This is a genomic window from Streptomyces avidinii (assembly GCF_045161815.1).
In the GTDB taxonomy this organism is placed as follows: domain Bacteria; phylum Actinomycetota; class Actinomycetes; order Streptomycetales; family Streptomycetaceae; genus Streptomyces; species Streptomyces avidinii.
In genome coordinates this window covers 7,281,361-7,308,157 of record NZ_CP108863.1, presented here as the reverse complement: position 1 = coordinate 7,308,157, position 26,797 = coordinate 7,281,361, and the positions used below count along the sequence as shown (strand labels likewise).

The window sequence follows — 26,797 nt, the reverse complement described above, 5'->3', positions numbered from 1 at the left end:
GGCCGTCAGGCGACCAGGTCGCGGGCGGCGGTGGCGAAGGCCGTCCGGTTCGGGTGTCCGGTCTTCTGCAGGAGGTTCGCCACGTGTTTCTCGACGGTGCGCAGCGAGATGTGCAGCCGGCCGGCGATGTCCTTGTTGCTGATCCGTTCGGCGACCAGCCGGGCCACCTCGAACTCCCGGACGGTGATCCCGCACCGGCGCAGGTCCGGCGGGACCCGCTCGGTGCCCGTGCGGCGCTGCCGGACCGACGCGCCCATGCCGCGCAGCAGGGCCCGGCTGGCGCCGGCGACCGCCTGGAGGCCCGCGTCGTGGAAGTACTCCTCCGCCTCGCGCAGCCATTCGACGGGCGTGCCCCAGCCGTCCTCGTACGCCGACTGCGCGACCAGGCGCAGGGACAGCCGGCGTGCCACGGGGAAGAGTCCGGCGGCCTCCAGTGCCTTGCCCGCGGCGGCCGTCGCCTCGTCGGGGCGGCCCTCACGGCCGAGCAGCACGGCGTCCGCGAGGCCGGTGAACTGGTGGTTCCAGCGGGTCCCGCTCGCGCTCGCCCGCGCGACCTCGGTGTGGTGGCGCCGCCCCATGCGTCCGTCGAGCACGCCGAGCAGCAGGATGATGCCGTGTTTGCCGAACCCGCCGATCGCGGGGTTCTCCGCGTCGTAGGCGAGTGCCTGCGCGAACTCCTGCCCGGCCGCCTCGTGCCGCTCCTCCAGGAGCGAGCAGAACGCCCGCGCCAGCCCGTACGACATGGCGCGCACGCCGGGTGCGGCGTCCAGCAGGGGTGCCAGTCGCTCCAGCGCCCCGCGCATCTCGGCGCGGCGGCCCTGGTGCGCGTACCGTACGGCGTCGGCGAGCCTGAGCATGGCCAGGGGGCGGCCCAGTCCGAGCCGTGAGGCGTCGGCCGCGGCCTCGCGGATCCGGTCGCGGGCCTCGTCGAACCGGCCGTGCTGGATGCGGTCCAGCGCGAGGACGAAGCCCGTCTCGTGGGCCAGCGGCAGCAGACCCATGCGCAGGGCCTCCTGCCGGGCCTGTTCGATCCGGGTGGGGTGGCCGTCGTGGCTCGCGGCCACGGTGGCCAGGTGGACGTCGGCGGCCATCCGCGGCACGGGGAGTCGGCGTGCGAGGGCGATCGCGCGGGCCCGCCGGAAGTGGGCCGCGGCCGTCGGCTCGTCCTGCTCCCGGGCCAGCAGGCCGAGCAGCAGCAGCGCCCGGCACGCCACGTCGGGCAGGTCGACGCGCTGGGCGGCCTCCAGTGCCCGGTGGGCGTAGCGGGTGGCGGTGCGCAGCCGGTCGGGGGCGAGCCGGCTCAGTTCCACCTGCACGGCGCAGAGGTCCACGAGGGCGGCGTACTGGTCGGCCGGGTGGCTGCCGAGCAGTGAGCGGGCGATGTCGAGGTGCCACAGGGCTTCCGCGGGGCGGCCCGTCAGGGTGGCGATGTCGCTCAGCCGGGCGTGCAGTGCGGCCCGGCGCTGGGCGGGGATGTCGTGTTCGCCGCCGTCGCCGCCGAGGGTGTCCAGGAGGGCGGCGGGCGCGGGCAGCCGGTCGAAGCGCGCCGAGCGGGCGACGGCGTCCAGCAGCCGTTCCAGCACCGTGGCGTGCAGTTCGGGTGCGGTGCCGGGTTCGACGAGCCGGTGGGCCCGGGTGAGCAGTTCCACCGCCCGGTCCGCGGTGCCCTCGCCGGTCGCCCGCCCGGCCGCCTCGCAGTAGAGGCGGATGGCCTGCGGGGTGTCGCCGGCGTGCTCGTGCAGCAGGGCGGCGTGCTCGCACCAGGCTCCGGGCAGTCCGGGGTGGAGGTCGGTGAGCGCGCGCGCCGCCCGCCGCAGGTACCCGGCCCGCTCCCCCGGCCCGAGGTCGTCCAGCAGGGCTTCGGCCGCCAGCCGGTGGCGGAAGGTGTACCACTGCGTGCCGGGCCCTTCCGGCGTGATCAGGTACGAGGCGACCGCGGACCGCAGCGCCGCGGACAGCTCGGCGTGGTCGCGGCCGATCGCGCGCTCCAGCACGGGCAGCGGGAAGCGGGTGCCGAACAGGGCGGCCATGCCCAGCAGTTCCGCACCGAGCGGGCCGAGCCGGTCGGTCCGGCGTCGGACGTCGTCCGCGACGGTGAGCGGTACGGAGGGGGTCCGCGACGCGTGGTGGGCGGGGCGGCCGCCGAGGTCGTGGACGAGTTCCTTGACGACGAAGGGGATTCCGGCGCTGCTGTCCACCGCCCGGTGGACCAGGTCGGGGCAGACCTCGGCCGGGGGGACGCGCAGTTCGGCGGCGATGAGCAGGTGCAGGTCGGGGCGGCTGAGGGGGCCGAGTTCGAGGACGGCGGCGGCTCCGCGCAGGCGGGCCCGGGTGGTCAGCTCGGCCGCTTCGCAGGGGGCGCACCCGGTGACGAGGAGCAGGACGGCCGGTTGCTGCGCGAGGTTGTCGAGGAGGTACTCGACGACCGCCAGGGTTCCGGGGTCGGCGTCGTGCAGGTCGTCGAGGACGAGCAGGCAGCCGCGGTGTTCCCCGACGACGTCGAGCAGGCGCAGCATCGTCTCGGCGACCACGAGGTGCGAGGCCGCGTCGGCGTCGGCGGCCCGGGCGCCGCCGAGCAGCCGGGCCAGGACAGGTCCGTAGCGGCCGAGTTCGTCCGGCTCGGGCAGCAGGCCGGCGCGGGAGAGCAGGAGCAGGGCCTCGACCAGTGGCCGGTAGGGGACGGGCGGGCCGACCGCGCTGGCCCGGCCCCGTACCGTGACCATGTCCGTCTCGGCGGCCATGGCGAGGGCCTCGGCGGCGAGCCGGGTCTTGCCGATTCCGGGCTCGCCGGTGACGATGAGCGCGGCGCCGCGGCCGGACCGGGCAGCGGCCAGCGCGAGCATGATCTGCTCCATCTCCGGTCCGCGCCCGACGAGTTCGCCCCGTCGGGGGTGCGGGCTGCCGTTCGGACCCGCGGCGGTACAGTCCTCCGGCAGCGCCGGCCAGAAAATGGACACCGGCTCGTCCCCTTTCCGGCGGGCCCTCCGAGGCGCCGCCGGGGGTGACGATAGGCGCGGTGCGCGTGTCCCTTGTAGCCGTCCGTTTGGGGGGCTTGTGCGGGGGGTCAGCCCGCGTCGAGACTGTCCTCCCGGACCCGCCTGGCCAGATCGAGCTTGGTGTGGGTGGGGCGGCCCGCCTGCTGGTACTTGGCCTTGACCCGGTCCAGGTAGTCCTTGGCGGTGTGGACCGTGATGCCGGCGCGCCGCGCTGCGGACTTCAGGGTGAGTCCGGAGGCGTAGTCGAGCAGGATCTGGCGTTCCCGGGGCGAGAGCCGGGGGCGTGCGGGGCTGTCGTCGTAGGCGCAGGCGAAGGCGAGCTCCGCGGAGAGGGCACCGCGGCCCGATGCCAGGTCCTTGATGGCGGCGACCAGGGTCGGCAGGTCGTGGTCCTTGGTCAGGTAGCCGTCGGCGCCGGCCCGGACGGCCTCGATGATCCGGGAGCGGTCCGGCACGGTGCTGATCATCAGGACGCGGCTCCCGGTGCGCAGCAGGCGGCGGATGTTGTCGGTGGGGGCGGAGCCGTCGCGCAGGACGAGGTCGAGGAGGACGACGTCGGGAGGGGCGTACCCGGCCCGGCCGAAGCCGTACGGGAGTTGGGCGTCCGGTGCGCCGAGGAGTTCCCCGACGGTGGCCGCGGTCGCCACCAGCCTCAGCTCCGGCACGCCGGCCAGCCAGGCCCGCAGTCCGTCGAGGAGCATCCGGTCGTCGTCGACCACCGAGACGGTGATCACCCGGGCCATCTCAGCTCCACCCGTACGCCCTCGCCGGGAGCGGTGTCCACGGTCGCCCGGCCCCCCACCTCCGCCATCCGGCCGTGGACCGAGCCGCGCAGGCCGAGGCCGGGCACGCACCGCTCGGGGTCGAATCCGGGTCCCCGGTCGACCACGGTGACGAGGGCGCCGCCGCGTGCGTCCGGGTCCCTGGTGGCGGTGAGGTAGGCGTGTCCGGTGCCCGCGTGGCGCCGTACGTTGTTCAGGGCCTCGCGCACGGCGTCGCCGAGTGCGGCGGCGACCGCGGGCGGCACCTGCGGCAGGTCGTGGTACTGGGCGGTGACGCGCAGTTGGAGGCTCTCGACGGAGCCGACCGCGTCCTCCAGGGCGGTGCCGATCTCCCGGTGGTGGACCTCTGCGGCGGTCTGCTGGATCAGCCGGCGCAGGTACGCGGCTTCGCGCGCGCAGCGCTGGCGCACCTCCGGGGCGTTGGCGTCGACCGCGCCGGACGCCAGGGTGGTCAGGGTGGCGAGGACGGTGTCGTGCAGCGCCCGGTGGTGTTCCAGCCGCTCGGCGTAGCGCGCCTTGTGGGCCTCCGCGGCGACGGCGCGGGCGTTGGCCTCGTCGAGGAGGCGGCCCTGACGGAGCAGGTACCACCGGAACAGCCAGGTCATCACGGCGGAGGAGACGATGGAGTTGAGATGGCCGAGAATCACGGCGGGGCTCGCGCCGACCGCCTGGTAGCCGATGAAGTGGGTGACCAGGAGGAGGGCGATCACGGTGAGGGCGTGGAGTCGTTCGAGGGAGATGGCGGCGACGGCGCTCGCCGACCCGCCGAGCAGCATGGCCCAGGCGATCGCCGGTGGTTCGCGCAGGCCGCCCCAGGCGCAGAGGGCCAGGGGGAGCACGCAGCCGGTGACCAGGGCGTCCGCCCAGATGTGCCGCCGGTCGAACCAGCCGCGCCGCAGGGCGGTGCCGTAGGTCAGTGCGCTCAGTGCGAGGGCCACCGCGAATCCCGCGTACTGGAGGGGGAGTTCCGAGCGGCGTTGGGCGACGGCGAGGGCGCCCACCGTCAGATGGCTCGCCCGGTACAGCAGGGTGGCCACGACCATGAAGGACTGGGCGCGTTGCAGGCCCGATCCGACCCCGCTCGTCCCCCGTAATGCCCGTATGCGCCGTACCGGTAAGGACAGCAACGCCAAGACCACACCTTCCCGTGCCGTTTTGCCCGTGACATCTGCCATTTTGCCCTAGCAGGTGCACGTCAAATAGGCGCGTATCGGCCTGCTCGTGGGCTTGGCCGACGTAGCACCACAGGTCGGCCGGAAAGGTGTCGGCCTCCTGCCGCGGGCCGTCGCCGCCCGGGAGGCGACCGCGTCGCCGGACCGCGGCGCAGCCGCCCGGTGGTCAGTCCCGCGTGACCAGGCCGGTGACCAGTGCGGCGGTGCGCCGGTGCCAGGCACCCGCGCCCCGGAGCATCGCGTGGCCGCCCGTGGGCATCGGGATGGCGGTGGCGTCGGCGCCCGCGAGCCGGGAGCGGCGGACGAACTCCCAGGATCCGGCCGCCGAGGTGACCCGGTCCTGCTCGTCGTGCAGCAGGTAGAGCCTGCGGCCCGCGAGGTGGCCCACCGGCTCGTCCGGCGGACACCAGGGGGCCAGGGCCACCACGCCGTGGACCAGGGGTGCGCCGGCGGCGCGCAGCGCGGCCCGGCCGCCCATCGAGTGGCCGACGAGGACCACCGGCACGTCCCCGGCGATCCCGCGCAGCCGGTCGAGCGCGGCCTCGGCGTCGCGCGCGGCGTCGCAGCGGGGGCCGTTCCATCCGCGGTGGCGGTAGCGCACCTCGGCCACCAGGACGCCGCGTCCTCGTGTGGCGCGGGCGACGGCGGCCGCGAAGGGACGCATCCGCAGCGCGGGCAGGTTCAGCCGGGGCGGCGGCTCCGGCCCGTCCTCGCGGCCCCCGTGCAGCAGCAGGACCGCGGCGGTGGGTATCTCCGGAGCCGTACGGACCACCAGCTCCGGGCCCTCGCCGGCTCTCGCCGCGCCGCGCTCCGTCCCGGCCGTCACCGCGCCTCCCCGGGCGTTCGGCGCGGCGGGCGCGGGAAGAACCCGCTGGTGCGGGCCGCGTAGGCGGCGTACCCGGGACGGTCCGCCATATGGGCCTCCAACAGTCTCTTGCCGCTGCCCCAGATCAGCAGCGCGCTCATCACCAGCGGTGAGACCAGCGTGAGTGCCGCAGTCTGCCAGGTGGCGCAGGCCAGCAGGTACAGGCCCCACCAGACGAGGAAGTCGCCGAAGTAGTTGGGGTGCCGCGTCCAGCTCCACAGACCGCGGTCCATGATCGTGCCGCGGTTCTCGGGGCGTTCCTTGAAGCGGGCGAGCTGGAGGTCGCCGACCGCCTCGAAGAGCAGTCCGGTGGCCCACAGCAGCAGGCCCGCCGCGGCGAGCGGCCCGAGGGGCACGGACACGTACGAGGCGACCTGCACGGGCAGGGACACGAGCCAGACCAGCGCGCCCTGGAGGAGGTAGACCTTGCGCAGGGCGTAGAGCCGGGGGCCGCCGGGCGCCCGGGCGAGCATGCGGGCGTAGCGCGGGTCCTCGCCGTGGCCCCGGCCGCGGGCGGCGATGTGGAGGGCGAGGCGCAGCCCCCACACGACCGTCGCGGCGGCGACCGCGAGCCGTCGGCCGTCGTCGCCGTACCCCGCCGAGAGCAGCCAGCTGGTGAGCGCCACCGCGGCGAAGGCGACGCCCCAGGCGATGTCGACGATCCGGTGCAGGCCCCGGACGGCGGCGACGGCGAAGGTGACCAGCATGACGGCGAGCGCGGCGCCGGCCGCGACGGCCAGGTTGAGGGAAAGCGCACCCCAATCGAGGGTCATCGGGGCTCCCGCGGTTCGTCGTCGGCGGTGAGCAGCAGTTGCCGTACGTCCAGGTAGCGCGAGCGGAACCCGGCCTCGGAGTAGCCGAGGTAGAGCTCCCACATGCGCCGGAAGGTGCGGTCGAAGCCGAGGGCCGCCACCGAGTCGGACCGGCGGTCGAACTCCTCGCGCCACAGCCGCAGCGTTTCCGCGTAGTGGTCGCCGAAGCCGGTGTCGGACTCGGTGCGCAGCCCGGCCGCGGCGCTCTCGCGGGCGATCGCCTCGCGGGAGGGGATGAGCCCGCCGGGGAAGACGTACTTGCTGATCCAGGTGTGGGTGCGGGCGGTACGGAGCATCCGCTCGTGCGGCATGGTGATGGCCTGGAGGGCGACGCGGCCACCGGGTGCGAGGAGCCGGCGCAGCGCGGCGAAGTAGACGGACCAGTACTCGGCGCCGACCGCTTCGATCATCTCCACACTGACGACGGCGTCGAAGGAGCCCTCGACCTGCCGGTAGTCGCGCAGTTCGACGGTGACCCGGTCGCCGAGGCCGGCCGCCGCGATGCGCTCCCGGGCCAGGTCGCGCTGCTCGGCGGAGAGCGTCACGGTCAGCACCCGGGCGCCTCGGGAGGCGGCCCGGATCGCCAGCTCGCCCCAGCCGGTGCCGATCTCCAGCAGCCGGGTGCCCGGGCCGACGTCCGCGAGGTCCAGGAGCCGGTCGATCTTGCGGTGCTGGGCGGCGGTGAAGGTCGCGGGCGTGGCGGGGAAGGCGGCGAAGACCGCCGAGGAATAGCTCATGCTCCGGTCCAGGAACAGCGTGAACAGCTCGTTGGACAGATCGTAGTGGCGGTGGATGTTCTCCCGGGCACCCTCGGGGGTGTTGCGCTGCTGCTCGGGACGCCGGTGCACCCACGCGTCGCGCAGCCGGCGCAGCGGCGCCGGCACCAGGTCGTCGACGTGGGCGGCGAGTACGGTCAGGGCGCCGACCAGGTCGTCGCTGTCCCACTCCCCGGCCATGTACGACTCCCCGAAGCCGATCAGGCCGTCCGCGCCGATGCGGCGGTGGAAGGACTCGGGGTCGTGGAGGATCAGGGTGGGCAGCGCCCCGGCCTGCCGGGGCACCCCGAGCACGGGCCGCTCCCCGCTCCCGAGCCGTACCCGCAGCGGGAGCCGGGCGAGCGCGCGGCCGAGGATCCGCTCGGCGACGGCGGTGCGCAGCGCCGAGGCGCGGGGCGGCCGGGCCACGTCGGGCCAGCGGGCCGGGTCGACGGGTGCGAGCAGGTCCTCGTGGGCCGGGGGGTACGAGACGGTCACAGGGTGCCTTCCTGCGGGGGGTGGAGGGGACGGGGGCGGACCGGGAGTCCGCGGAGGTAGAGCCGGACGCCGTGGAACCGGATGCCCGCGGAGACCCGGGCGGTGGACCAGGGGTGACGCAGGGCGGCGCCGAGCAGGGCGCGGGCGGCGGCCGGACGGTGGCGGCCCCGTACGGTCGCGGTGAAGGGGCGGGTGCCGTCGTCGTGGCACAGCTGCACGGTCAGGTCGAGGCCGTCACCGGGGACCGGCAGCCGCATCCGGTAGAAGCCCTCGACCGCGAAGAACGGCGAGACGTAGAAGTCCTTGGGGACCTCGGCCAGTCCGTCGGTGCCGGGGCGCAGCAGGTAGCTGTGGCGCTCGCCGTAGGTGTTGTGGACCTCGGCGACGACGCAGACCGGGGTACCGGCGCGGTCGTGGCACCAGTAGAGGGTCAGCGGGTTGAAGACGTGCCCGAGGACCCGGGCGTGGGCGAGCATCAGAACGCGCCCGTCCGCGTTCTCCACGCCGTGGGCGGACAGCTGGGCCTGCAGGCCCGCGCGCAGGGTGGGTGCCCGGCCGCCGAAGTGGTCGCGGGGGTCGAACCGGGCCAGCGGGCGCAGCGCCCGGGGTATGCGGGGCGGGTCGTCGATGTCGATGAGCCACAGGTAGGTGCGCTGGCGGAAGGCGTGGCGGACCGGCGAGGTGCGGGCGTGGGCCACCGTGCACTCGTACAGGGCCGGTACGCGGGGCAGGGCCGGCCGCGCGGGAGTGCCGTTCACCACCTCACCCCCAGGGCCTCGGCGGCGGCGACGCCGGAGCGGCAGCCGTCCTCGTGGAAGCCCCAGCCGTGGTAGGCGCCGGCGAAGGCGGTCACGGACGTGTTGAGCCGGGGCAGTTCCTGCTGCGCGGCGACGGACCGCGGTGTGTAGACGGGGTGTTCGTAGACCATGCGGGCGATCACGTCGAAGGGGTCGACCCGGCCGCGGGCATTGAGGGTGACGATGTGCGGCTCGGCGGTCGGCAGCCGCTGGAGCCGGTTCATGTCGTAGCTGACCTGGACGCTCTCGGGCCGGGCCGAGCAGGACGGCAGCCAGTAGTTCCACGAGGCGCGGGCGTGCGGGGAGCGCGGCAGCAGCGAGGCGTCGCGGTGCAGCACGGTGGGGTTGCGGGAGTAGGTGAACGCTCCGAGGACCCGGACCTCGTCCTCGGTCGGATCGGCCAGCAGCCGCAGCGCCTGGTCGGGGTGGACGGCGATGACCACGGCCGCGTACGGGGTCGAGTCGCCGTCGGGGGTCAGCACGCGCGCGTGGTCGGCGGCTCGCACGACGGCCCGGACCGGGGTCCCGGTGCGGACGGAGGTGAGGTTCTTGGCCACCCTGGCCACATAGCTCGCCGAACCGCCTTTGACCGTACGCCACTTGGGGGATCCCTTGACGGACAGCAGTCCGTGGTGGGCCAGGAAGCGGAAGAGGTACCGGGCCGGGTACTGGAGGGCCGTGTCCGGGGCGCAGGACCAGACGGCCGCGACGAGCGGGATGGCGAAGTGGCCGACGAAGTAAGGGGAGAAGCGATGGTGGTCGAGGAACTCCCCCAGGGTCTGCCCGTCGTCCTCCGAGTCGAGCAGCCGCCGGGCGGCGCGGTGGAAGCGCGGCACATCGGCCAGCATGCGCAGGTGGCGGCCGCGCAGCAGGTTGCCGCCGCCGAGCAGGCCGGCCGCGCCGCGGGCGCCCGCGTACTCCAGTCCGCAGCCGTCGCACCGGACGGACATGCTCATCTCGGATTCCTGGGTGGTGACGCCGAGTTCATGGAACAGCCGCAGCAGGTGCGGGTAGGTGCGCTCGTTGTGCACGATGAATCCGCTGTCCACGTGGACGGTGCCCGCGTCCCCGGTGGGCAGTTCATGGGTGTGGGCGTGGCCGCCCAGGCGGTCGTCCGCCTCGTACAGCACCACGTCGTACGCGCGTTGCAGCACATGGGCGGCCGTCAGTCCCGCCACGCCGCCGCCCACCACAGCGATTCTCCGCCGGTCCACGTCACTCAACCCCTCGCGCTCGGCTGCCCCGCACGGCCGGTGCCGGGCGTTTCACGGGTACTTCGGTGCCGGACGGCCCGCGGATGGGAATCTTGTTCGCCGGCCGTCTCGGCGCCGAGGCAGTGGCGCATCCGGTGCAGTCCCCGGCGGGCGTGGCTCTTGACCGTGCCGAGCGGCAGACCGGTGCGCTCGGCGATCTGGACCTGGGTGAGGTCTGCGTAGAAGGCCATGGCCAGTACCTCCCGCTGCGCGCGGGGCAGTTTCGCCAGCTCGCCGGTGACGAGCAGCCGGTCCAGGACGGTTTCGGGGCCGGCCACCGGATCGCCCGCGGGAGGCAGGGCGGCGCCGGCCGCGGCGACCAGGTCGAGCCGCCGGGTACGGGCCGTGAGCGCGTCGGCGATCTTCCGCCGGGTGATGCCGACCAGCCAGCCGGGGAAGGGGCCGCGCTCCGGCCGGTATCCGGCGCGGCCCACCCAGGCCGCCAGGAAGACCTGCTGGCGGATGTCCTCGGCCTCCCTGGAGTCGCCGAGGGTGCGGGCCGCCAGGGCGTGGACGAGCCCTCCCCAGCGGCGGTACGCGGCGCTCAGGCACCGTTCGTCGCCGCGGACGAACCCCTCGGCCAGCTCACGGTCGGGCAGCTGCTCCCCGACCGCGGGCGACGGCCGAACGGTGACGCTCTGTGCGGTCATGACCACTGCTCCTCGGGGCGGGACCGGTTACGCGTCCAGATTCCGGCCCGCCCGCGCATCGATTCCACTCGCATCGGTTGTGCGTCGCATGATGGATCCATGGACGAGTCCGCAGAGCAGCCCACCGAAGCAGTGCACGGCGTCACCACCGGGGCCGTGGCACGCCGGCTGGGGGTCGCCCCCACGACCCTGCGCTCCTGGGACCGGCGGTACGGGATCGGTCCGGCCGCCCGCGAGGACGGCAGGCACCGGCGGTGGACCCCCGGGGACATCGCCGTCCTGCAGGAGATGTGCCGGCTGACCGCATCGGGGGTCCCGCCCGCGGAGGCGGCGCGCGCCGCCCGCGCCGGATCGGGACCCGCCGCGCCGCCCGCGCCGGTCGTCCCCGCCGCGCCGGCCCGTCAGCCGGGTTCGGGTAACGGTCTGCCGTTCGGCGATGTCCGCCAGGAGTGCCGGGGGCTGGGCCGGGCCGCCGTCCGCCTCGACTCACCCACCATGGACGAGATGCTGGGCTCCCTGATCAGCGAGTACGGCCTGGTCACCACCTGGGAGGAGGTGATGGTGCCGACCCTGCACGCCGTGGGGCGCAAGTGGGAGACCTCCGGCGACCAGTACGTCGAGGTCGAGCACCTGCTGTCCTGGCACGTCTCGACCGCGCTGCGCCGCGTGGGCATCGGGGCGCGGTCCGGCCCCCGGGCGAACGCTCCCGCGATCCTGCTCGCGTGCGTTCCGGGCGAGCAGCACACGCTCCCGCTGGAGGCACTCGCCGCGGGGCTTGCCGAACTGGGCCTACCGGCCCGGATGTTCGGGGCGGCCGTGCCGCCCGAGGCCCTCGCCCAGGCCGTACGCCGGACCGGCCCGTCGGCGGTCGTGCTGTGGGCCCAGGCCCGCTCCACCGCGCACCACGCACTGGCCCGGCACATCGCGGACAGCGCATGGGGGGTCAAGGGGGCACGGGCCCGCACCACGGTCCTGCTGGCGGGCCCCGGCTGGGCGGGACCCGCCCCCGCTCCGGGCATGCTGCGTCCCGGCGGCCTCCGGGAAGCCCTGGCCCTGCTGCGCGGGCTGTGCGAGAGCGCCGCGGCGTCAGCGGGGGCGCCCGCTCAGCGCTCCTGACCGGCGCGGGCCCGCTCGACCACGTCGCGGACCGCGCCGGCGACGCGTCGCGGCTGTTCGACGGCGATGCCGTGGCCGCTGTCGGTGTCGGTGACGTGCCGGGCGTGCAGGTCGTCGGCCAGGCGCTGCTGGGCGGCCAGCCAGGCCGGCCAGGTCGATCGGCCGCCCAGTCCGAGATCCCACGGGTGGTCGGAGGTGAGCACGGCGGCGGGCAGGTCGGGCGGCAGGGCCGGGGCGGCGCGGACCTCCCGCACGGCGGCGGGGTAGTCCGGCACTTCGAGGCCCTGCCCCTGGTCCATGGCCCGGATCCGGTCCATCCACGCGGACCACTGGGCGGGGGTGAGCGTGTCCTTGAGGAACGGGGAGGCGCCGTCCACGGTCACGATCCCTGCGGTCAGCTCCGGTTCGGTCCGCGCGAACCGCGAGGCGACCATCGCCCCCCAGGAGGCGCCGACCAGGACGTACGGCGGGCGTTCACCGGCGGCGGCGAGCACCGCCCGCAGGTCCTCGGCGCCCGCGGCCGCCGAGGTGGGTTGGTGAACCGGCGTCGAGCGGTTCGGCGTGCCGTCGAGGCGGGTCGTGCCGGGGCGGTCGTAGGCGCACACCCGGGTGAACGGGGCGAGCGTCGTCAGCACCGCCGACGGGTCCGGCTTCAGGCCGGCCCCGGGACCTGCGGCGTCCGCGACGTGGGTCCACTCGTCCGACGCACCGCCGGTCCCGGACACCAGGACGACCGTGGGGGACCCCGACCCGCGGCAGTCCAGCAGCACGCGGCGACCGCCGCCGACGTCCACCAGGCGGCCGGAGTCGTCCCCTCCGTCCGAGGCCCCCGCCCGCCCCGCCCCCGCGAGCAGGGCGAACGACACGGCCAGGGTGACGGCCGCGGCGGCCACGCGACGGGCCCGGACCGGGCCTCTTGCGAACACCTGTCCAGTCTGGCACCCGGTGGAGACCGGCGACAGCCGGTGGTGTCACGGAGCGTCCTTGCCGCGGGCCCGCCGGAAGCGGGCCAGTCCCTCCGGGAGGCCGACCAGGGGGTCCGGATAGTCGAACCGGGCCCGCTCCAGGCCGGGCAGTTTCCACGGCTCGTGGACCGAGGGGCCCGGCAGCTCGGCGAGTTCGGGCACCCAGCGCCGTACGTACGCGCCGTCGGGGTCGTACCGCTTGCCCTGGATCACCGGGTTGAGCACCCGGTTGGGGCGGCTGTCCGTGCCGGTCCCGGCCACCCACTGCCAGTTGAGCTGGTTGTTGGCCACGTCGCCGTCGACCAGCAGGTCGAGGAAGTGGCGGGCTCCGGCGCGCCAGTCGATGTACAGCGTCTTGGTCAGGAAGGACGCGGCGAGCAGCCGGCCCCGGCCCGGCATCCAGCCCTCGTGGGCGAGTTGCCGCATGGCCGCGTCCACCACGGGATAGCCGGTGCGGCCCTCTTTCCAGGCCAGCAGGTCCGCCTCGGCCGCCTTGCCGCGCCGCCATCGGTCGGAGCGGGGCCGGTAGTCCTCGTCCGCGGCGCCGGGGCGGGCGGCGAGGAGCTGGTACTGGAAGTCGCGCCAGCACAGCTGCCGTACGAAGGCCTCGGCGCCCGCACCGCCCCGCGACCGCGCCCGGTGCACCGCCTCGGCCGCCGAGACCGCGCCGAAGTGGATGTACGGGGAGAGCCGGGAGGTCGCGTCGCCCGGGAGGTCGTCGTGCCCCTCCTCGTACCCGTCGGCGTATTCCGCCAGCCAGTCCGCGAGCCGCTGCCGGCCCTCCCGCTCGCCCCCGGTGGCCAGGCCCTCGGAGACGGATGCCACGGCTTTCCGGGAGGGGAGGGGATCGGAGCGGATCGCCCCGGGCACCCGGACCTCCTGCGGCGGCGCCAGCGGCTCGCGCAGCCGCTCCCCCGACCAGCGTCTGAAGTACGGGGTGAAGACGGCGAAGTGGTCGGATCCGCTCGGTGTCACGGCCCCGGCCGGCAGGGCGGTGACGACGCCGTCGTGGACGTACAGGCGCCGCCCGTCGGCCTCCAGCGCGCCGCGCAGCCGCTGCTCGCGGTGCAGGGCGAAGGCGCTGCATCCGGCCGCCATGTGCACCTCGTCGGCGTCGGTCTCCCGTACGACGGCGCACACCTCGGCGACGGGGTCGCCCGAGCGCACCACGAGCCGGCCGCCGCGCTCGCGCAGCCCGGAGTCGAGACCCGCCAGGCAGTCCGCGAGGAAGGCGAGCCGGTTGGGCGCCGCGAAGCCCGCGCGGTCGACCGCCGGGTCCCGGACGAAGAGCGGAACGGTCTCGTTGCCCGGGCCCAGCGCGGCGCGCAGCGGCGGATGGTCGTGGACGCGGAGGTCCGAGGTGAACAGGACGACCGAGACGTTCATGGTGCTGCTCCTGGCATCGGGCCACCGGACCGGCTCTCGACGTGCCGCGCGGTGGTCGCTGGGCTGGCCTTGCCCCGTCATTCGGTGCGGACGGCCGCGGCGGATGCAGCCGGGCCGCGCTCGCCGTCCGTCTCCGCCGTGCGCGCGATGTTGCGGGCCATGCCGCCGAAGACCAGGGCGTGGAACGGGGAGACGCTCCACCAGTAGAGGTGGCCGGCCAGACCGCGCGGGTGGAAGAGCGCCCGCTGCCGGTAGCGGGTGCGCCCCTCGTCGTCGTCCTCTGCGTACATCTCCAGCCAGGCGAGGCCGGGCAGCCGCATCTCGGCGCGGAGCCGGAGCAGCCGGCCGTGTTCGATCTCCTCGACCCGCCAGAAGTCGAGGGAGTCCCCGACCCTCAGGTGTGCGGCGTCCCGGCGGCCGCGGCGCAGCCCGACGCCCCCGACGAGCCGGTCGAACCAGCCGCGGACGGCCCAGGCGAGCGGGAAGGAGTACCAGCCGTTCTCCCCGCCGATCCCCTCCACCACCCGCCACAGGGCCTGCGGCGAGGCCTCGACGGTCCGCTCGCGCACGTCGGAGTACAGGCTGCCGCCCGCCCAGTCGGGGTCGGTGGGCAGCGGGTCGCTCGGCGCGCCGGGTACGGAGGCCGAGGACCAGCGGGTGATCACCTCGGCGTCGCGGACCTTCTTGAGGGCGTAGACGAGGGCCGTGTCGAAGGGGAGGGGGGTGCCGGGCGGGTCGGGCACCCAGGCGGCGATGTCGTGCTCGTCGCAGACGACCTCGTACTTGAGGGACTCCGCGAGGGGCCGGGCGATGGAGCGGGGAACCGGGGTGACCAGGCCCACCCAGTGGCTGGAGAGCCTCGGCGTGAGGACCGGTACGGGGAGGATGAGCCGCCGGGGCAGCCCGTCGACGCTGGCGTAGCGGCGCATCATGTCGAGGTACGTGAGGACGTCGGGGCCGCCGATGTCGAAGGCGCGGCTGACGGTGGCGGGCATGCGGGCGCTGCCGACCAGGTAGCGCAGTACGTCGCGGACGGCGATGGGCTGGATACGGGTGCGCACCCAGCTCGGGGTGACCATCACGGGCAGCCGCTCGGTCAGGTAGCGGAGCATCTCGAAGGAGGCCGAGCCGGAGCCGATGATCACGGCGGCGCGGAGCACGGTGGTGGGGACACCGGAGTCCAGCAGGATGCGCCCGACCTCGGCGCGGGAGCGCAGGTGCGGCGAGAGGTCCTGGTCGGGGACGCCGCGCGGGGTGAGTCCGCCCAGGTAGACGATGCGGCGGACGCCGGCGGCGCGGGCCTGCTCGGCGAAGTTCCGCGCGGCCTGCCGGTCGGTGCGCTCGAAGTCGCGACCGGTGCCGAGGGCGTGCACGAGGTAGTAGGCGACGTCGATGTCGCGCAGGGCGGGGGCGAGCGACTCGGCGTCGGTGACATCGCCGCGGACGATCTCCGCCTGTCCGGCCCAGGGGTGGTCGCGCAGCTTCTCGGGGGTGCGCGCGAGGCAGCGCACCCGGTGGCCCGCGGCGATGAGCTCGGGGACGAGCCGGCCGCCGATGTAGCCGGTGGCCCCGGTGACCAGGCAGCGCATGCCGGGGGCCGAGGGTCCTTGTGCGTCCGTCATGGAGTCGCTCCGATCCGCCGTCACGGGGTGTTTCCCCCGGAACTCTTCCGGGGGCGCGGTCCGGCCGGATGCACGGACCGTCGCCCACGAGCTGATCGTGCGGGACCGCGGCTACTTCGGCATGAGGACCGTGTCGACGATGTAGACGGTGGCGTTGGCGGTGGGAACGTTGCCGCAGACCACCTTGGAGGAGTTGTTGACCTTGTAGTCCGCGCCCGATCCCATGCTGGTGATCATGCCCTTCTGGAGGGTCTGGAAGGAACCGCTCCCCAGCTGGTCCGGGGTGAGCCGCTCGCCGACCACGTGGTACGTGAGGATCTTGGTCAGGGTCTCCTTGTCGGCCAGGACCTTGTCCAGGTCGGCCTTCGGGATCTTCGCGAAGGCGTCATTGGTCGGCGCGAACACGGTGATGTCCTGGGCGTTGTTCAACGTGTCCACCAGGCCGGCCTTCTTCACGGCCGCGACCAGGGTGGACAGCGCCGGGTTGTTCGAGGCGGCAGTGGCCACCGGGTCCTGGGCCATGCCGTCGAAGGAGCCCGCTCCGGTCTTGGGAACCGAGGCGCACGCAGGGCCGAACGGGCCGCCCGCGGCCGCCCCGGCGTCGCCGACCGGCCGGGGCGGGGAAACGGCATCGGGAGCGCCGGCCCCCTGCTTGCTCGTACTCTCCTCCGAACAGGCGGACAGTGCCAGCGGCAGCAGTACGGCGGCGGTCACGGCGAGGGTGGCACGACGGAAGGTGTGAATGCTCATGGTCTCTCCTGGGTCTGCGGGGCTCACCCATTGGTGAAGCACGCCGTCTCTTCGGCGCCCACCTCCGTCCGGATGGCCCGCTCACCCGAACGGACGCGGGCTCGAACACGCCTTCGGACCGCTGCCCGCGGCTGCCGAACATTCATGTCCGCCCAGACCAATCCGGCCGGTCCGCGGCTCCGAATGAGCCGTGCAACCGAGAACTCCTGGAGGACCTCCCCGGTGAGAGAGAACGTGCGCATCGGCCGACACCCGTCGACCGCTCCTGACCTGCCGGAGCTGATGGGCCGTGTGGCCCGCGGTGATCAGCAGGCGTTCACGGCCGTCTTCGAGGCCGTGTCCGGCCCCGTCCTCGGCCTCGTGCGCTCCGTGCTGCGCGACCCCGCCCAGTCGGAGGAGGTCGCCCAGGAAGTACTGGTCGAGCTCTGGCGGACCGCAGCCCGCTACCAGCCCTCGCGGGGCTCGGTGATGAACTGGGTCCTGACGCTCGCCCACCGGCGGGCCGTCGACCGGGTGCGTTCCGCGCAGGCGGCGTCCAACCGCGAGAAGCGGGCGGCCCTGCTGGATCACACCACGGCCTACGACGAGGTGGTGGAGCAGGTGGAGAGCCGGCTGGAGCGCGAGCAGGTGCGGCGCTGTCTGGGCGGCCTCACCGAACTGCAGCGCCAGGCGATCACTCTGGCGTACTACCGCGGCCTGACCTACCGGGAGGTCGCGGAGCTGCTGGCCATGCCGTTGGGTACCGTCAAGACACGGCTGCGCGACGGCCTCATCCGGCTCCGTGACTGCCTGGGGGTGGGCGTGTGAACTCCGTGGATCTGCACACGTTGACGGGCGCGTACGTCCTCGACGCCCTGGAACCGGCCGAACGGGCCGCCGTCGAGCGGCACCTCACCGACTGTGCCTCCTGCGCGCAGGAGGTACGGGAGCTGTCCGAGACCGTCACGCGCCTCGGGCTCGCCGTCGCCGCGCAGCCCGGCCCGGCACTGCGGGACGAGGTGATGCGCCGGATCGGCACGGTCCGCCAGGAGGCACCCACGACGGTGCGGTCCGCCCGCGGCGGGCACGTACGGCCCCCCCGGCGGTGGGCACCGAACTGGGCCCTGGCGGCCTGTCTCACGGCGGCCGTCGCGCTCGGCGGCGTCGCGGTGTCCCAGTACGAGCAGGCCCAGGAGGCCCGGCAGCAGGCGTTGCAGGCCCGTATCGCGAACGATGCGGTCGGTGCGGTCCTCGCGTCGGCCGACGCCCGGGTGTCCACCGCGCCGCTGCGGGGCGGCGCCGTGGGCACGGTGGTCGTCTCGCCCTCCCGCAACCAGGCCGTCTTCGCGGCCTCCGGCATGCCGGCGCCGCCCAGCGGGAAGGTGTACCAGCTCTGGTACAACGACGGCGGCGGCAGGATGCGTTCGGCGGGCCTGATGGACAGCGGCACCCCGGCGGCGGCCACGCTGCTGCACGGGCCGGTCGACTCGGCGTCGGGGATGGGCATCACCGTCGAACCGGCCGGCGGCTCGCCGAAGCCGACCTCGACGCCGGTGGCGCTGCTGCCCTTCCCCACGGCCTGAGCCCGCCGGGCCGTCAGACGGAGGACGACCGGAAGCGGCTGCGGTACTCCGTCGGTGTCGTGTCGAGCTTGCGCCGGAAGGCGCGGACGAGGGTGTCGGTCGTGTTGAAACCGCAGACGGTCGCGACGCGTTCGAGGGTGTCGTCCGTGGACTCCAGCCGGTTGCGCGCCACTTCGACGCGGGCCGATTCGATGTAGGCGGCCGGGGTCGTGCCCAGTTCCGTCTTGAAGATCCGGGTGAGCTGCCGTTCGCCGACATGGGCCTGCTCGGCCAGGTCGGCGACGGTCAGCTGCTCGGCGATGTTGCGCGTGATGTAGTGGCGCAGGTCCTCGATGCGCCGCGTGGTCGAGAGGGGTTCGAGCGGGACGCTGAACTGGCTCTGCCCGCTGGGTCGTTTCAGGTACATCACCAGCTGCCGGGCGACGCGCAGGGCGACGGCCTCGCCGAAGTCGTCGGCCACCAGGGCGAGCGAGAGGTCGAGGCACGCGCTGATGCCGGCGCCGGTCCACACGTCCCGGTCCCGGATGAAGATCGGATCCGCGTCGACCTCGATCGAGGGGTGCTCGTCGGCGAGTTGCTGCGCGGTCGACCAGTGGGTGGTGGCCCGCCTGCCGTCCAGCAGCCCTGCGCCCGCGAGGATGTGCGCGCCCACGCAGACGGACGCCACCCGCCGGGTCGTTGCGGCGAGGGTCCGCACCCGGTCGACCACGAGGGGGGCGGCGAGGGCGCGGACGCGGCCCCGCCCGTCGATCTCGACCGAGCCCGGGACCAGCAGGGTGTCGATGCTCCGCCCCGCCACTTCCCGGAAGGTGAGGTCGGGCAGGATCCGGACCCCGGCGGAGGTGGTGACGGGGTCCATGGTCTCGGCGGCCAGGGCCACCCGGTAGCCCGTCGCACCGCCCACCTCGCGCCGGAGCAGGGCGAACACCTCGGGCGGTCCGGTGACGTCCAGCAGGTCGACGCCGTCGAAGAGGACGACGACGACGAACCGTTCGACGGTGCTCAAGGGGTCTCTCCGTTCGGTGGCGGCAGCGGGCGGGGCCGTGGCAGTGGCGGTGCCCGTCTCACGGCCCACCGTATGTCGGTTTCTGCGGGTTGGATGACATTGCCGACATGGAGGGGTGGGTCATAGCGTTCTGAACACGGCCGCCGCTCCGCGGCCGGCACCCCGAACACGACACCCCAGGAGGGCATTTCCATGTCCAGGACGACCCTGCGCGAGCTGAGCGGACTCGACGGGACCCCGGCCTCGCCGGCGGACTCGACGCTGATCCTCGTCGACTACCAGAACACCTACACCCGGGGCGTGATGGAGCTGACGGGATGGGAGTCGGCGCTCGACGCCGCCGCCGCGCTGCTGGCCCGGGCCCGTGAGGCGGGCGCGAAGGTCGTCCACGTGGTGAACGACGGCGGCGCGGGGACCCCGTACGACGTCCGGGCCGAGATCGGCGCGATCCACCCCCGGGTGGCTCCCGCCCCGGGCGAGCCGGTGGTCGTCAAGACGGTCCCCAACGCGTTCGTCGACACCGGCCTGGGCGAACACGTCGACGCCGCCGGCCACAAGGACGTCATCGTCGCCGGGTTCATGACCCACATGTGCGTGGCCTTCACCGCGGAGGGCGCCTTCCTGCGGGGCAACCGGCCCACGGTCGTCGCGGACGCCTGCGCGACCCGGCCGCTGCGCACGGCGGTGGCCGACGTGTCCGCCGAGCAGCTCCACCACGGTGCACTGGCGACGATCGCCGATCTCTACGGGGTGGTCGTCCCGTCCGTCTCCTCCCTCGGCTGACCGCCCGGCCGTTCGGTCCCGCCGTCCGGTCCCCGCCGTTCAGCGGGCCGTCGCGACGAGGCGGCGCAGTGCGGCGTGGGCGGGCGGGCCCCAGGTCGCCTTGCCACCGGGGCGGCCGTGCACGCCTGCCTCTCCGACGAGAATGCCGCCGAGGGCCCTGAGCACCGCCCAGCCGCGGGCGCGCCGCAGGGTCGCGGCGTCCGCGGCCGGCCGGTACGCGGCGTGGAAGCGGTCGACGGCACCGTCCGGCAGCAGCGCCCACGGGGCGGCGAGGTCGCAGGCCGGATCGCCCGCGCAGAGATCGCCGAAGTCGATCACGCCGCAGAAAGTGCCGCCCTCGGTGAGGACGTTGGCCGGATGCAGGTCGCCGTGGAGCCACAGCGCCGGGCCGCCCAGGCGGGCGCGGCGACGGCGTCCGCCCAGACCGCGCGGACGGCATCGGGGTCACGGATCAGCCCCGCACCGGTGGCCGCCGCAAGTCCCTCGGCGAACTGCTCGGCGCATGCCGCCAGTGGTCCCCCGCGGCCGCGGCCGCCGAGGGGCGCTCCGTGGGGCGCGGGGCGGTGAAGGGCCGTCAGGAAGCCGGCCAGGGCGTCGGCCGCCTCCGTGGCACTCGTGGCGGGAGCGCGGTCGGCGGGCGCACCCGGCACCCAGGTGGTGACGGTCCAGGGGCGTGGAAACCGTTCCGAGGGCTCACCGAGGCGCTGCGGTACGGGAACCGGTAGCGGGAGGCCCGGGGCGAGCGCGGGCAGCCAGGCGTACTCCTTGCGCAGCAGGGCGTCCGCGGACCGCGTCGCCCAGGGCAGCCGGACGGCCAGGTCGTCGCCCAGCCGCCACAGTTGGTTGTCCCAGCCGCGCGCGCCGAGCCGCACGGGGCGGTCCGCCAGGTCGGGGTGCTGGTCGCGCAGCAGGTCCTGGACCAGCTCCGCGGTCATCACGGTCTCGGTGTGGGTCATGCGGATCGACCTTAGGCCGTCTCTTCCGGATCTTGCCGGGCCCGCGACGCCCGGCACCGCACCCGGCCGCGTTGTCGGGGCGCCCGAGTACGTCCAGTACACGGGCGCCCCTCCGCCTTGCCGGGCACGGCACCGGACGCCGCGGGCTCGGCCGACAAGATCCGAAAGAGACGGCCTAGTCGACGGGCGGGGCTTCCGGTTCGTGTGCCGTCACAGTGCCTCACCGAGCGGCAGTCGGTGGATGCCCGGCAGGTACGCGTCGAGCTCCCCCGGCGCGAACCGGGACATGCCCACCACGTGCCAGAACTCACCGGCCACATCGCCCTCGTACTTGTACCCGCCGGCCGGTGTCAGCGCCGCCCAGCCGTCCGCCATCCCCATCAGCGTCCCGCGCAGGGACGGCGGCTCCCCGTCGGCCGGGAGGTTCCAGAGCCGTGCCGTGCCGTCCTCGGCGCCGCTCGCCAGGGTCGTGCCGTCCGGGGAGAAGGCGAGCGAGAGCACCCGGCCGGTGTGCCCGACCAGGTCGGCGACCTTCTCACCCGTCTCGGCGTTCCACAGGCCGACGCCGCGGTCGTCGCCCCCGGTGGCGAGCAGCGGGCGGCTCGGGTGGGCGGCCACCGCCCACAGCCGGCCGCCCCGTCCGCGCAGGCGCAGGCACGCCCGGCCGTCGCGCCACACGATGGCCGTACCGTCCCAGCTCGCGCTGGCCAGCCAGGCGCTCCCCGGGCCGTACGCGACGCCGTACACCCGGTCGGCGTGCCCGTCACCGCCGCCGCCGAGGTGCACGACGAGGCGGCCGTTCCTGGCGTCCCACACCCGTACGGAACTGTCGTCGCAGCCGGTGGCCAGGACGTCGGCGTCCGGGCGGAAGGCGATCGAGCGGACCCGCCCCCGGTGCCCGGTCAGGGTGGAGACGGGGGAACCGGTGGGGCGGAACCACACATGGACGGAATCGTCGTCGTTGGCGGTGGCGAGCAGGGTGCCGTCCGCGTTGAAGGCCTCCGCCCAGACGTGCTCGGTCTCGGCGTCGAGCTCCCTCTGGTACTCGCCGCCGAGTGGGTCCCAGAGGTACATGTCGCCGTCGTTGCTCGCCGTGGCCAGGATGGCATCGACGGGGCTGAAGGCGGCCGAGACCAGCCGGTCGCCCCGCCCGGTGAGCTCGTCCGTACGCCGCCCCGTGCGGGTCTCCCAGAGCCGTACGACCCCGTCGTTGCCGGCCGTCGCCAGCTGGGAGCCGTCCGCGCTGAAGGCGACACCGCTGATCCGGCGGCCGTGGCCGCGCAGGATGCGCTTGCCCTGTCCGGTGGCGGCGTCCCAGATCTGCGCGCCGCCGTCGTTGCCGACGGTGAGGAGCTGGCTGTCGCCGGGCCGGAACGCGCACGCCCAGGCGGTGCCGCGGTGCGGGGTCGGCTGCTGGGGGTGGAGGGCGACCGTGTAACCGTGGGGGCGGCCGGTGACCGTCCACAGCCGGACGGCGCCGTTGCTGTCGCAGGCCGCGAGGAGATTCCCGTGGTCGCCGAAGAGCACCTGGTAGACGGCGCCGGTGCCCCGCTCGAGGATTCCGGCGGGGGTGCCGACGACCGGGTCCCAGAGCCGCACCTGGCCGTCGGTGTCGCCGCTGGCCAGGAGGTTCCCGTCGGGGTGGAAGTCGAGGACGTACACCCGGCCGGTGTGTCCGGTGAACTCGTGCAGCAGCCGCGCGTCGGCCGTCCGCCAGATCCGCACCGTGCCGCCCTGCCCGGGCCCGCCCCGGTCGGCGGTGGCGAAGAGGGTCCCGTCGGGGCTGAAACGGGCGCGGTAGACGGCCCCTTGGTGGCCGTCGATCTCCCGGACGCAGTGCCCGGTGCTCAGGTCCCACAGCCGTCCCGTCGCGTTCGCGTCCCCGGTCAGCAGCATGCCGTTCGGACCGTGGACCGCGGTGTAGACGGGTGCGGTGTGGCCCGGCAGCCGGTGCAGGGGCTCGCCGGTGGCCACGTCCCAGACGGTGACCAGGCCCTCGCGGTCGCCGGTGGCGAGCAGCGTGCCGGCCGCGTCGAAGGAGACCGGCCACACCCCGTCGGGGTGGACCCGCAGGTGGTGGCGGCAGGCGCCGGTCACCGGGTCCCAGAGCCGCACCGCTCCGTCGGAGCCGCCGGTGGCGATGACGTCCGCCCGGAACTTCACGGCGTACACGCGACCTTCGTGTCCCTGGAGGGTGCGCACCGCCCGGCCGTCGTCGGCGCCGCAGACCAGGATGGAGCCGTCCTCGCTGCCGACCGCGAGGAGTTCGCCGTCGGTGCTGTACGCGATGGGTTCGGGCAGCCGGCTGGTGCGCATGCCGAATCCGTACGGGACCCCGACGGCGGAGGGCCGGAACCCGGCGTCCACCGGCATCCCCGGGGCGATCGCGGCGGCGCCGAGCTCGGGGGCCGACCGCACCCCGTCGTCCATCGTCACGTCGATGAGCGCGGCCCGGTGCCAGCGGCTGCCGGTCAGCAGGGCGCCCCGCAGATCGGCCCGGGTCAGCCGGGCCCGGCTGAGGTTCGCGCCGGTCAGGTCGGCCCGGCTGAGGTCGGCCCGGTCGAGGCGGGCGCCGGTCAGCCGGGTGCCCCGCAGCAGCGCGCCGGAGAGGTTCGCGCCGATCAGCCGGGCGTCCGTCAGATCGGCGTCGGTGAGGTCGACCCCGGAGAAGTCGCGGTGCGAGAGGTCCTCACCGGCCAGCCGGGCGCCCCGCAGATCGGCGTTGGCCGGCACCCGGAGCCGGTCGGAGATCCGGACGGCGTTGGCGCGGGCCGCCTCGCTGATCGAGCGCCCCGGCGAGTCGAGGACGTCGCGCACCCACCGGGCGCACAGTTCGTGGTCGGCGAGGTCGCAGAAGAACTCCACGGCGAGCTGACTGAGCGGGCGCGCGAGGAGCAGGGCGTGCTGCCCCCGGGCGAGCTGGCGGGCGGCCTCCCGTGCCACCAGCCATTCGACGACGGAGCCGTGGATGAACTGGAAGACCCCGTCGTCGCTGCGGACCAGCAGGCTGCCCGCGCCGACGGCCTGGGCGCGCTCGGACGGGGTGAGCGGGGACTCGGTGAGTTCGCTGAGGGTGCCGGCCACGGTTTCGGTGAGCTCGTCGAGCCGCAGGGCGCTGCGGCCGCTCTCCCACAGCCGCCGGGCGAGCGCGGTCACCGCCGCCCACAGCTCGTCGAGGCTGAGCCCGGGCGGCGCGCCGGGCCCGCCCTGGCCGCGCCGCTCCTCGTGGCCGAGCCAGGAGGTGAACACGTCCTCGTACAGGCGGGCGGCGCTGAGCGCCCGGCCCGCTCCGGCGACCGCGCGCAGCTGGTCCTGGCTCAGGTCGGCGACGAAGGAGAGCAGCCGGGGGTTGCGGCAGAGCATCAGCAGGTCGGGGATGTTGCGCAGGAGCCGGTAGCGCCGGTCGGCGGTGTGCTCGTCGCCGTAGCTGCGCACCAGGTAGGAGCGGATCTGCGCCGGGGTGAAGCCCTCCACGGCCAGGATCCGGCGCTGCGGGAGCAGGCCGACGCGTTCACCGAGGGCGGTGAGGACCTGGGCGTGCGACTTGAAGTGCTGGGTGCGGCTGCTGACGACGATCTTGGCGTTGTCGACGGCCGCGTCGAGGAGGACCTGGAGGTGGTCGGCGGCGCGGTCGTAGCTGACCCGGTTGACCAGTTCGTCGAATCCGTCGAAGAGCAGGACGACGCGGCCCTGCGCGAGCATGTAGCGCAGGGCCCGCAGGTCGATGGTGTCGACGCCGTGGCCGGCCAGGTGGGCGGCGACCAGGCCTTCGAGGCTGTGCGCCCGGTCCAGGGAGTCCAGCGGGATCAACAACGGTGTCAGGTGCGGGAGCTGTTCGGAGATGCGGCGGGCGAGCTCGCGCAGGGCGAAGGTCTTGCCGTGTCCGAAGTCGCCGAGCAGCAACACGAAACGGCCGTGGTCGGACTCCAGGAGTTCCAGCAGCTCCTCGACGAGCCCGTCACGCTCTTGGCCGGCACGTTCTTGGCCGTCGGGGCGGTCGGCGTCGCGGTAGCGCTGAGGGAGGTAGAGGCCGGGGGCGTACTGCTCGCTGCCGCTAAGGCGGGCGCTCTGGGCGGCGACGTAGCCGCGGAGGTCGAGCAGGCCCTGGAACTCGATGAAGCTGCGCACCCTGACCCGGACACCGTGGCCGGCGGCCCGGCTGCGCAGTCCGCCGGCCGGGGCGTCGCCCGCGTACACCAGGACGGCCTCGGAGCCGGGGTCGGTCGCGTGCACCTGGGCGATGAAGCGGTCGACCTCCTCCTCGGTGGGGCTCCCGGGGTGGACGGCGATGCGCTGCTGCTGGACGACGCCGTCCTCCGGCTCCCGCCAGGTGGCCATGATCTGCACCATGTCGCCCGGTTCGCGGCGCGGTACGTCGCGCAGCCGTACGCCCTCCCGGCGCACCCGGCAGATCTCCTTCACCTGCTCGGCGAGCGCGGCGGCCGGGTCGTCCAGGGGAGCCCGGCCCGTGTCGCGCTCGACGTCGATGACGGGGGGCAGTTCGGGTACGGGGAAGACCCGTCGGGTCTGCCGCCACTCGGCGGGGAAGGCCGCGGACTCGGAGGTGATCCGGTCGTCCCAGCGGGTCACGCCCTGCGCACCGACCTGGAGCAGCTGGAACCGGGCGGGGGCCGCGGAGCCGAACAGCGGGAGCTCCCCGGCGGGTCCGGCGAGCTGGGTGCGGCTGGGGGTCGCGGTGGCGGTGCGCGGACCGCCGGTCGGCCCGTGCAGCAGCAGGTGCAGCCGGGGGGCGGCCAGCCGGGCGAAGGTGTCGGTGTCCCGCAGCCCGCCGGGGCCGCCGACCGCGTCGCCGGGGCGGCGCCCGTCGGTGAGCGGGTGGCGGAGCGCGCCGATGCGCAGCCAGCCCTCCTCCTCGTACCGGCGCATGGCTTCGGCGAACCAGGCGGCCTGGTCGCGGCCGATGAATCCGTACTGCTCCTCGGGGCGGTGGCTGTAGGCCATGGAGGAGTTGAATCCGGCGACGACCGTGCTCAGTTCGGGCACCGGGAAGAGGGTCCAGGGCTGGTCGCTGTCGAAGACGGTGTCCAGCCCCTGGTAGAGGCCGCGGAACAGCCGGGTGTAGTGGCGCCACTTGGGCCAGTACGGCGGCTGCGGTGCCACCTCGTCGGCCTCGCAGGTGTGGAAGTAGGCCTGGGACGCGGCCTGGTTCACGTCCTGGGCGCCCGGCACCACCATGACCCGCTGCGGGGACAGGTCGAGCTGGGACCGCAGGGCGGTGAGGAAGCTGAGGGCCTGGTCGCACTCGCGCGGGCTGCCGGACGCGGTGAGGTCCCCGGTCACGACCATCAGGTCGGGGGCGGGCGCCCCCGCGTCCCTGAGCATGATGAGGTCGCCGCGGATCTGCCGGCTGAGGGCATCGGGTTCGCGGCCGCGCCCGAAGTCGGGCCCGGCCAGGTGCAGCACGGTCACGGCGTCCTGGGCACCGGCTCCACCGGCCGCGGCGGCCTGCGGGTAGAGCGGCGCCCTGGCCGGCCTCCGGCGCCCCGACCAGCCGGGGCCTGCCAGCGCGCTCGGCCGCGGCCGGGCCGGGTTCGGCTGCTCCCGGTGGCGGGCGGCGCCCGGTCCGCCACCGGGGAAGCCGGGCCGGCGTCCGGGGCGGGCGTGGCCGTCGACGGCCTGTCCGACCCGGTTCAGCAGCAGGGAGCGGGCGGCGTCGATGTCGGCCACGCCCACGAGGTCGACGTAGGTGATCGTGGCGAGCAGTCCCTCGATCGGGATCTCGTCCACCCGGACGGTCAGCAGCCTCCGTTCGGGGGACTCGGGCGAGGCCCGGAGCGCGGCCTGCCATTCCATGCGACCGTAGGTGGATCGCTCGTAGTGGCGTGACAGGACGGCGATGACCGCGAGGGACTCGCTGACCCCCCGGTCCATGAAGTCTATGAAGTTGGTTCCCGGCACGAAGTCCCATGCCTGCACCACCGTGCGGTACCCGGCCTCCTCAAGGGTCCAGGCGATCCAGGCGGCCCACTGCTCGTCTGCCGGGGAGTAGCTGATGAAGAAGTCGAACTCTCTTGCAGGAGCGCCGAATTGCCCATCCGTCATCATGGGTC

The 26,797-nt window shown here is 74.6% G+C and carries 19 protein-coding genes and 1 pseudogene; 4 read left to right on the top strand and 16 right to left on the bottom strand.

Annotated features, from left to right (window positions below; translation table 11 throughout):
- Positions 1-5 precede the first annotated feature (5 nt).
- The 9 genes from OG373_RS32995 to OG373_RS32955 all read right to left on the bottom strand — a co-directional run bounded on the left by OG373_RS32995 (position 6) and on the right by OG373_RS32955 (position 10,580).
- Positions 6-2,957, bottom strand: coding sequence for an AAA family ATPase (locus tag OG373_RS32995; protein ID WP_405442091.1), 2,952 nt, complete (start codon positions 2,955-2,957; stop codon positions 6-8).
- Between the two features lie 107 nt (positions 2,958-3,064).
- Positions 3,065-3,739 carry a response regulator gene (locus tag OG373_RS32990; RefSeq protein WP_405442089.1) on the bottom strand — a complete coding sequence of 225 codons (675 nt, stop codon included), beginning with the start codon at positions 3,737-3,739 and terminating at the stop codon, positions 3,065-3,067.
- Positions 3,727-4,905 carry a sensor histidine kinase gene (locus OG373_RS32985; RefSeq protein ID WP_397736663.1) on the bottom strand — a complete coding sequence of 393 codons (1,179 nt, stop codon included), beginning with the start codon at positions 4,903-4,905 and terminating at the stop codon, positions 3,727-3,729. Before OG373_RS32985 ends, OG373_RS32990 begins: the two co-directional genes overlap by 13 nt.
- Positions 4,906-5,116: 211 nt before the next feature.
- Positions 5,117-5,776, bottom strand: coding sequence for an alpha/beta fold hydrolase (locus tag OG373_RS32980; RefSeq protein ID WP_189966305.1), 660 nt, complete (start codon positions 5,774-5,776; stop codon positions 5,117-5,119).
- Positions 5,773-6,588, bottom strand: a complete 816-nt coding sequence (locus tag OG373_RS32975) for a DUF1295 domain-containing protein (RefSeq protein ID WP_405442088.1) — start codon at positions 6,586-6,588, stop codon at positions 5,773-5,775. The genes OG373_RS32980 and OG373_RS32975 overlap by 4 nt, the downstream gene beginning before the upstream one ends.
- On the bottom strand, positions 6,585-7,880 hold the full coding sequence (locus OG373_RS32970; protein ID WP_405442087.1) for a class I SAM-dependent methyltransferase: 1,296 nt from the start codon (positions 7,878-7,880) through the stop codon (positions 6,585-6,587). Before OG373_RS32970 ends, OG373_RS32975 begins: the two co-directional genes overlap by 4 nt.
- Positions 7,877-8,638 carry a DUF1365 domain-containing protein gene (locus tag OG373_RS32965; RefSeq protein ID WP_405442085.1) on the bottom strand — a complete coding sequence of 254 codons (762 nt, stop codon included), beginning with the start codon at positions 8,636-8,638 and terminating at the stop codon, positions 7,877-7,879. The genes OG373_RS32970 and OG373_RS32965 overlap by 4 nt, the downstream gene beginning before the upstream one ends.
- The gene (locus OG373_RS32960) at positions 8,635-9,900 is read right to left on the bottom strand and encodes an NAD(P)/FAD-dependent oxidoreductase (protein ID WP_405442083.1); all 1,266 of its coding nucleotides are present in this window, start codon (positions 9,898-9,900) and stop codon (positions 8,635-8,637) included. Before OG373_RS32960 ends, OG373_RS32965 begins: the two co-directional genes overlap by 4 nt.
- Positions 9,897-10,580, bottom strand: a complete 684-nt coding sequence (locus tag OG373_RS32955; protein ID WP_405442082.1) for a sigma-70 family RNA polymerase sigma factor — start codon at positions 10,578-10,580, stop codon at positions 9,897-9,899. Before OG373_RS32955 ends, OG373_RS32960 begins: the two co-directional genes overlap by 4 nt.
- 99 nt (positions 10,581-10,679) lie before the next feature.
- Between OG373_RS32955 and OG373_RS32950 the strand changes: the two genes are divergently transcribed.
- Positions 10,680-11,696, top strand: coding sequence for a MerR family transcriptional regulator (locus OG373_RS32950; protein ID WP_405442081.1), 1,017 nt, complete (start codon positions 10,680-10,682; stop codon positions 11,694-11,696).
- Here the strand turns inward: OG373_RS32950 and OG373_RS32945 are convergent.
- From OG373_RS32945 to OG373_RS32930, 4 genes are all read right to left on the bottom strand, one after another.
- Positions 11,684-12,622 (bottom strand): alpha/beta fold hydrolase, encoded by a 939-nt coding sequence (locus OG373_RS32945; RefSeq protein WP_405442079.1) that lies wholly within the window; start codon positions 12,620-12,622, stop codon positions 11,684-11,686. The genes OG373_RS32950 and OG373_RS32945 overlap by 13 nt on opposite strands.
- A gap of 45 nt (positions 12,623-12,667) precedes the next feature.
- On the bottom strand, positions 12,668-14,047 hold the full coding sequence (locus OG373_RS32940; protein ID WP_405442078.1) for a cryptochrome/photolyase family protein: 1,380 nt from the start codon (positions 14,045-14,047) through the stop codon (positions 12,668-12,670).
- Between the two features lie 77 nt (positions 14,048-14,124).
- Positions 14,125-15,669: an SDR family oxidoreductase gene (locus OG373_RS32935; RefSeq protein WP_405442076.1), complete on the bottom strand. Its 1,545-nt coding sequence runs from the start codon at positions 15,667-15,669 to the stop codon at positions 14,125-14,127.
- A 111-nt stretch (positions 15,670-15,780) separates the two neighbouring features.
- Entirely contained in the window at positions 15,781-16,419 is a 639-nt protein-coding gene (locus tag OG373_RS32930; RefSeq protein ID WP_405442074.1) for a fasciclin domain-containing protein, read from the bottom strand.
- A gap of 222 nt (positions 16,420-16,641) precedes the next feature.
- On the opposite strand from OG373_RS32930, the gene OG373_RS32925 reads away from it, so the two are divergent.
- Entirely contained in the window at positions 16,642-17,226 is a 585-nt protein-coding gene (locus OG373_RS32925; RefSeq protein WP_397736641.1) for a sigma-70 family RNA polymerase sigma factor, read from the top strand.
- The gene (locus OG373_RS32920; RefSeq protein WP_405442073.1) at positions 17,223-17,981 is read left to right on the top strand and encodes an anti-sigma factor domain-containing protein; all 759 of its coding nucleotides are present in this window, start codon (positions 17,223-17,225) and stop codon (positions 17,979-17,981) included. The genes OG373_RS32925 and OG373_RS32920 overlap by 4 nt, the downstream gene beginning before the upstream one ends.
- 13 nt (positions 17,982-17,994) lie before the next feature.
- Here OG373_RS32920 and OG373_RS32915 read toward each other — a convergent pair whose 3' ends face one another.
- Positions 17,995-18,987 carry a GlxA family transcriptional regulator gene (locus OG373_RS32915; protein WP_405442071.1) on the bottom strand — a complete coding sequence of 331 codons (993 nt, stop codon included), beginning with the start codon at positions 18,985-18,987 and terminating at the stop codon, positions 17,995-17,997.
- A gap of 192 nt (positions 18,988-19,179) precedes the next feature.
- Between OG373_RS32915 and OG373_RS32910 the strand changes: the two genes are divergently transcribed.
- Positions 19,180-19,770 carry an isochorismatase family protein gene (locus OG373_RS32910; protein WP_405442069.1) on the top strand — a complete coding sequence of 197 codons (591 nt, stop codon included), beginning with the start codon at positions 19,180-19,182 and terminating at the stop codon, positions 19,768-19,770.
- Between the two features lie 39 nt (positions 19,771-19,809).
- On the opposite strand, the pseudogene OG373_RS32905 reads toward OG373_RS32910, so the two are convergent.
- Positions 19,810-20,726: pseudogene (locus OG373_RS32905) on the bottom strand (aminoglycoside phosphotransferase family protein).
- 210 nt (positions 20,727-20,936) lie between these two features.
- On the bottom strand, positions 20,937-26,792 hold the full coding sequence (locus tag OG373_RS32900) for a TIR domain-containing protein (protein ID WP_405442067.1): 5,856 nt from the start codon (positions 26,790-26,792) through the stop codon (positions 20,937-20,939).
- Positions 26,793-26,797: the final 5 nt, after the last annotated feature.

Excerpts from the sequence above, each read along its gene's own strand:
- OG373_RS32990 (WP_405442089.1), bottom strand. The coding sequence starts at position 3,739 with ATGGCCCGGGTGATCACCGTCTCGGTGGTCGACGACGACCGGATGCTC.
- OG373_RS32975 (WP_405442088.1), bottom strand. The coding sequence starts at position 6,588 with ATGACCCTCGATTGGGGTGCGCTTTCCCTCAACCTGGCCGTCGCGGCC.
- OG373_RS32955 (WP_405442082.1), bottom strand. The coding sequence starts at position 10,580 with ATGACCGCACAGAGCGTCACCGTTCGGCCGTCGCCCGCGGTCGGGGAG.
- OG373_RS32950 (WP_405442081.1), top strand. The coding sequence starts at position 10,680 with ATGGACGAGTCCGCAGAGCAGCCCACCGAAGCAGTGCACGGCGTCACC.
- OG373_RS32940 (WP_405442078.1), bottom strand. The coding sequence starts at position 14,047 with ATGAACGTCTCGGTCGTCCTGTTCACCTCGGACCTCCGCGTCCACGAC.
- OG373_RS32935 (WP_405442076.1), bottom strand. The coding sequence starts at position 15,669 with ATGACGGACGCACAAGGACCCTCGGCCCCCGGCATGCGCTGCCTGGTC.
- OG373_RS32930 (WP_405442074.1), bottom strand. The coding sequence starts at position 16,419 with ATGAGCATTCACACCTTCCGTCGTGCCACCCTCGCCGTGACCGCCGCC.
- OG373_RS32910 (WP_405442069.1), top strand. The coding sequence starts at position 19,180 with ATGTCCAGGACGACCCTGCGCGAGCTGAGCGGACTCGACGGGACCCCG.
- OG373_RS32900 (WP_405442067.1), bottom strand. The coding sequence starts at position 26,792 with ATGATGACGGATGGGCAATTCGGCGCTCCTGCAAGAGAGTTCGACTTC.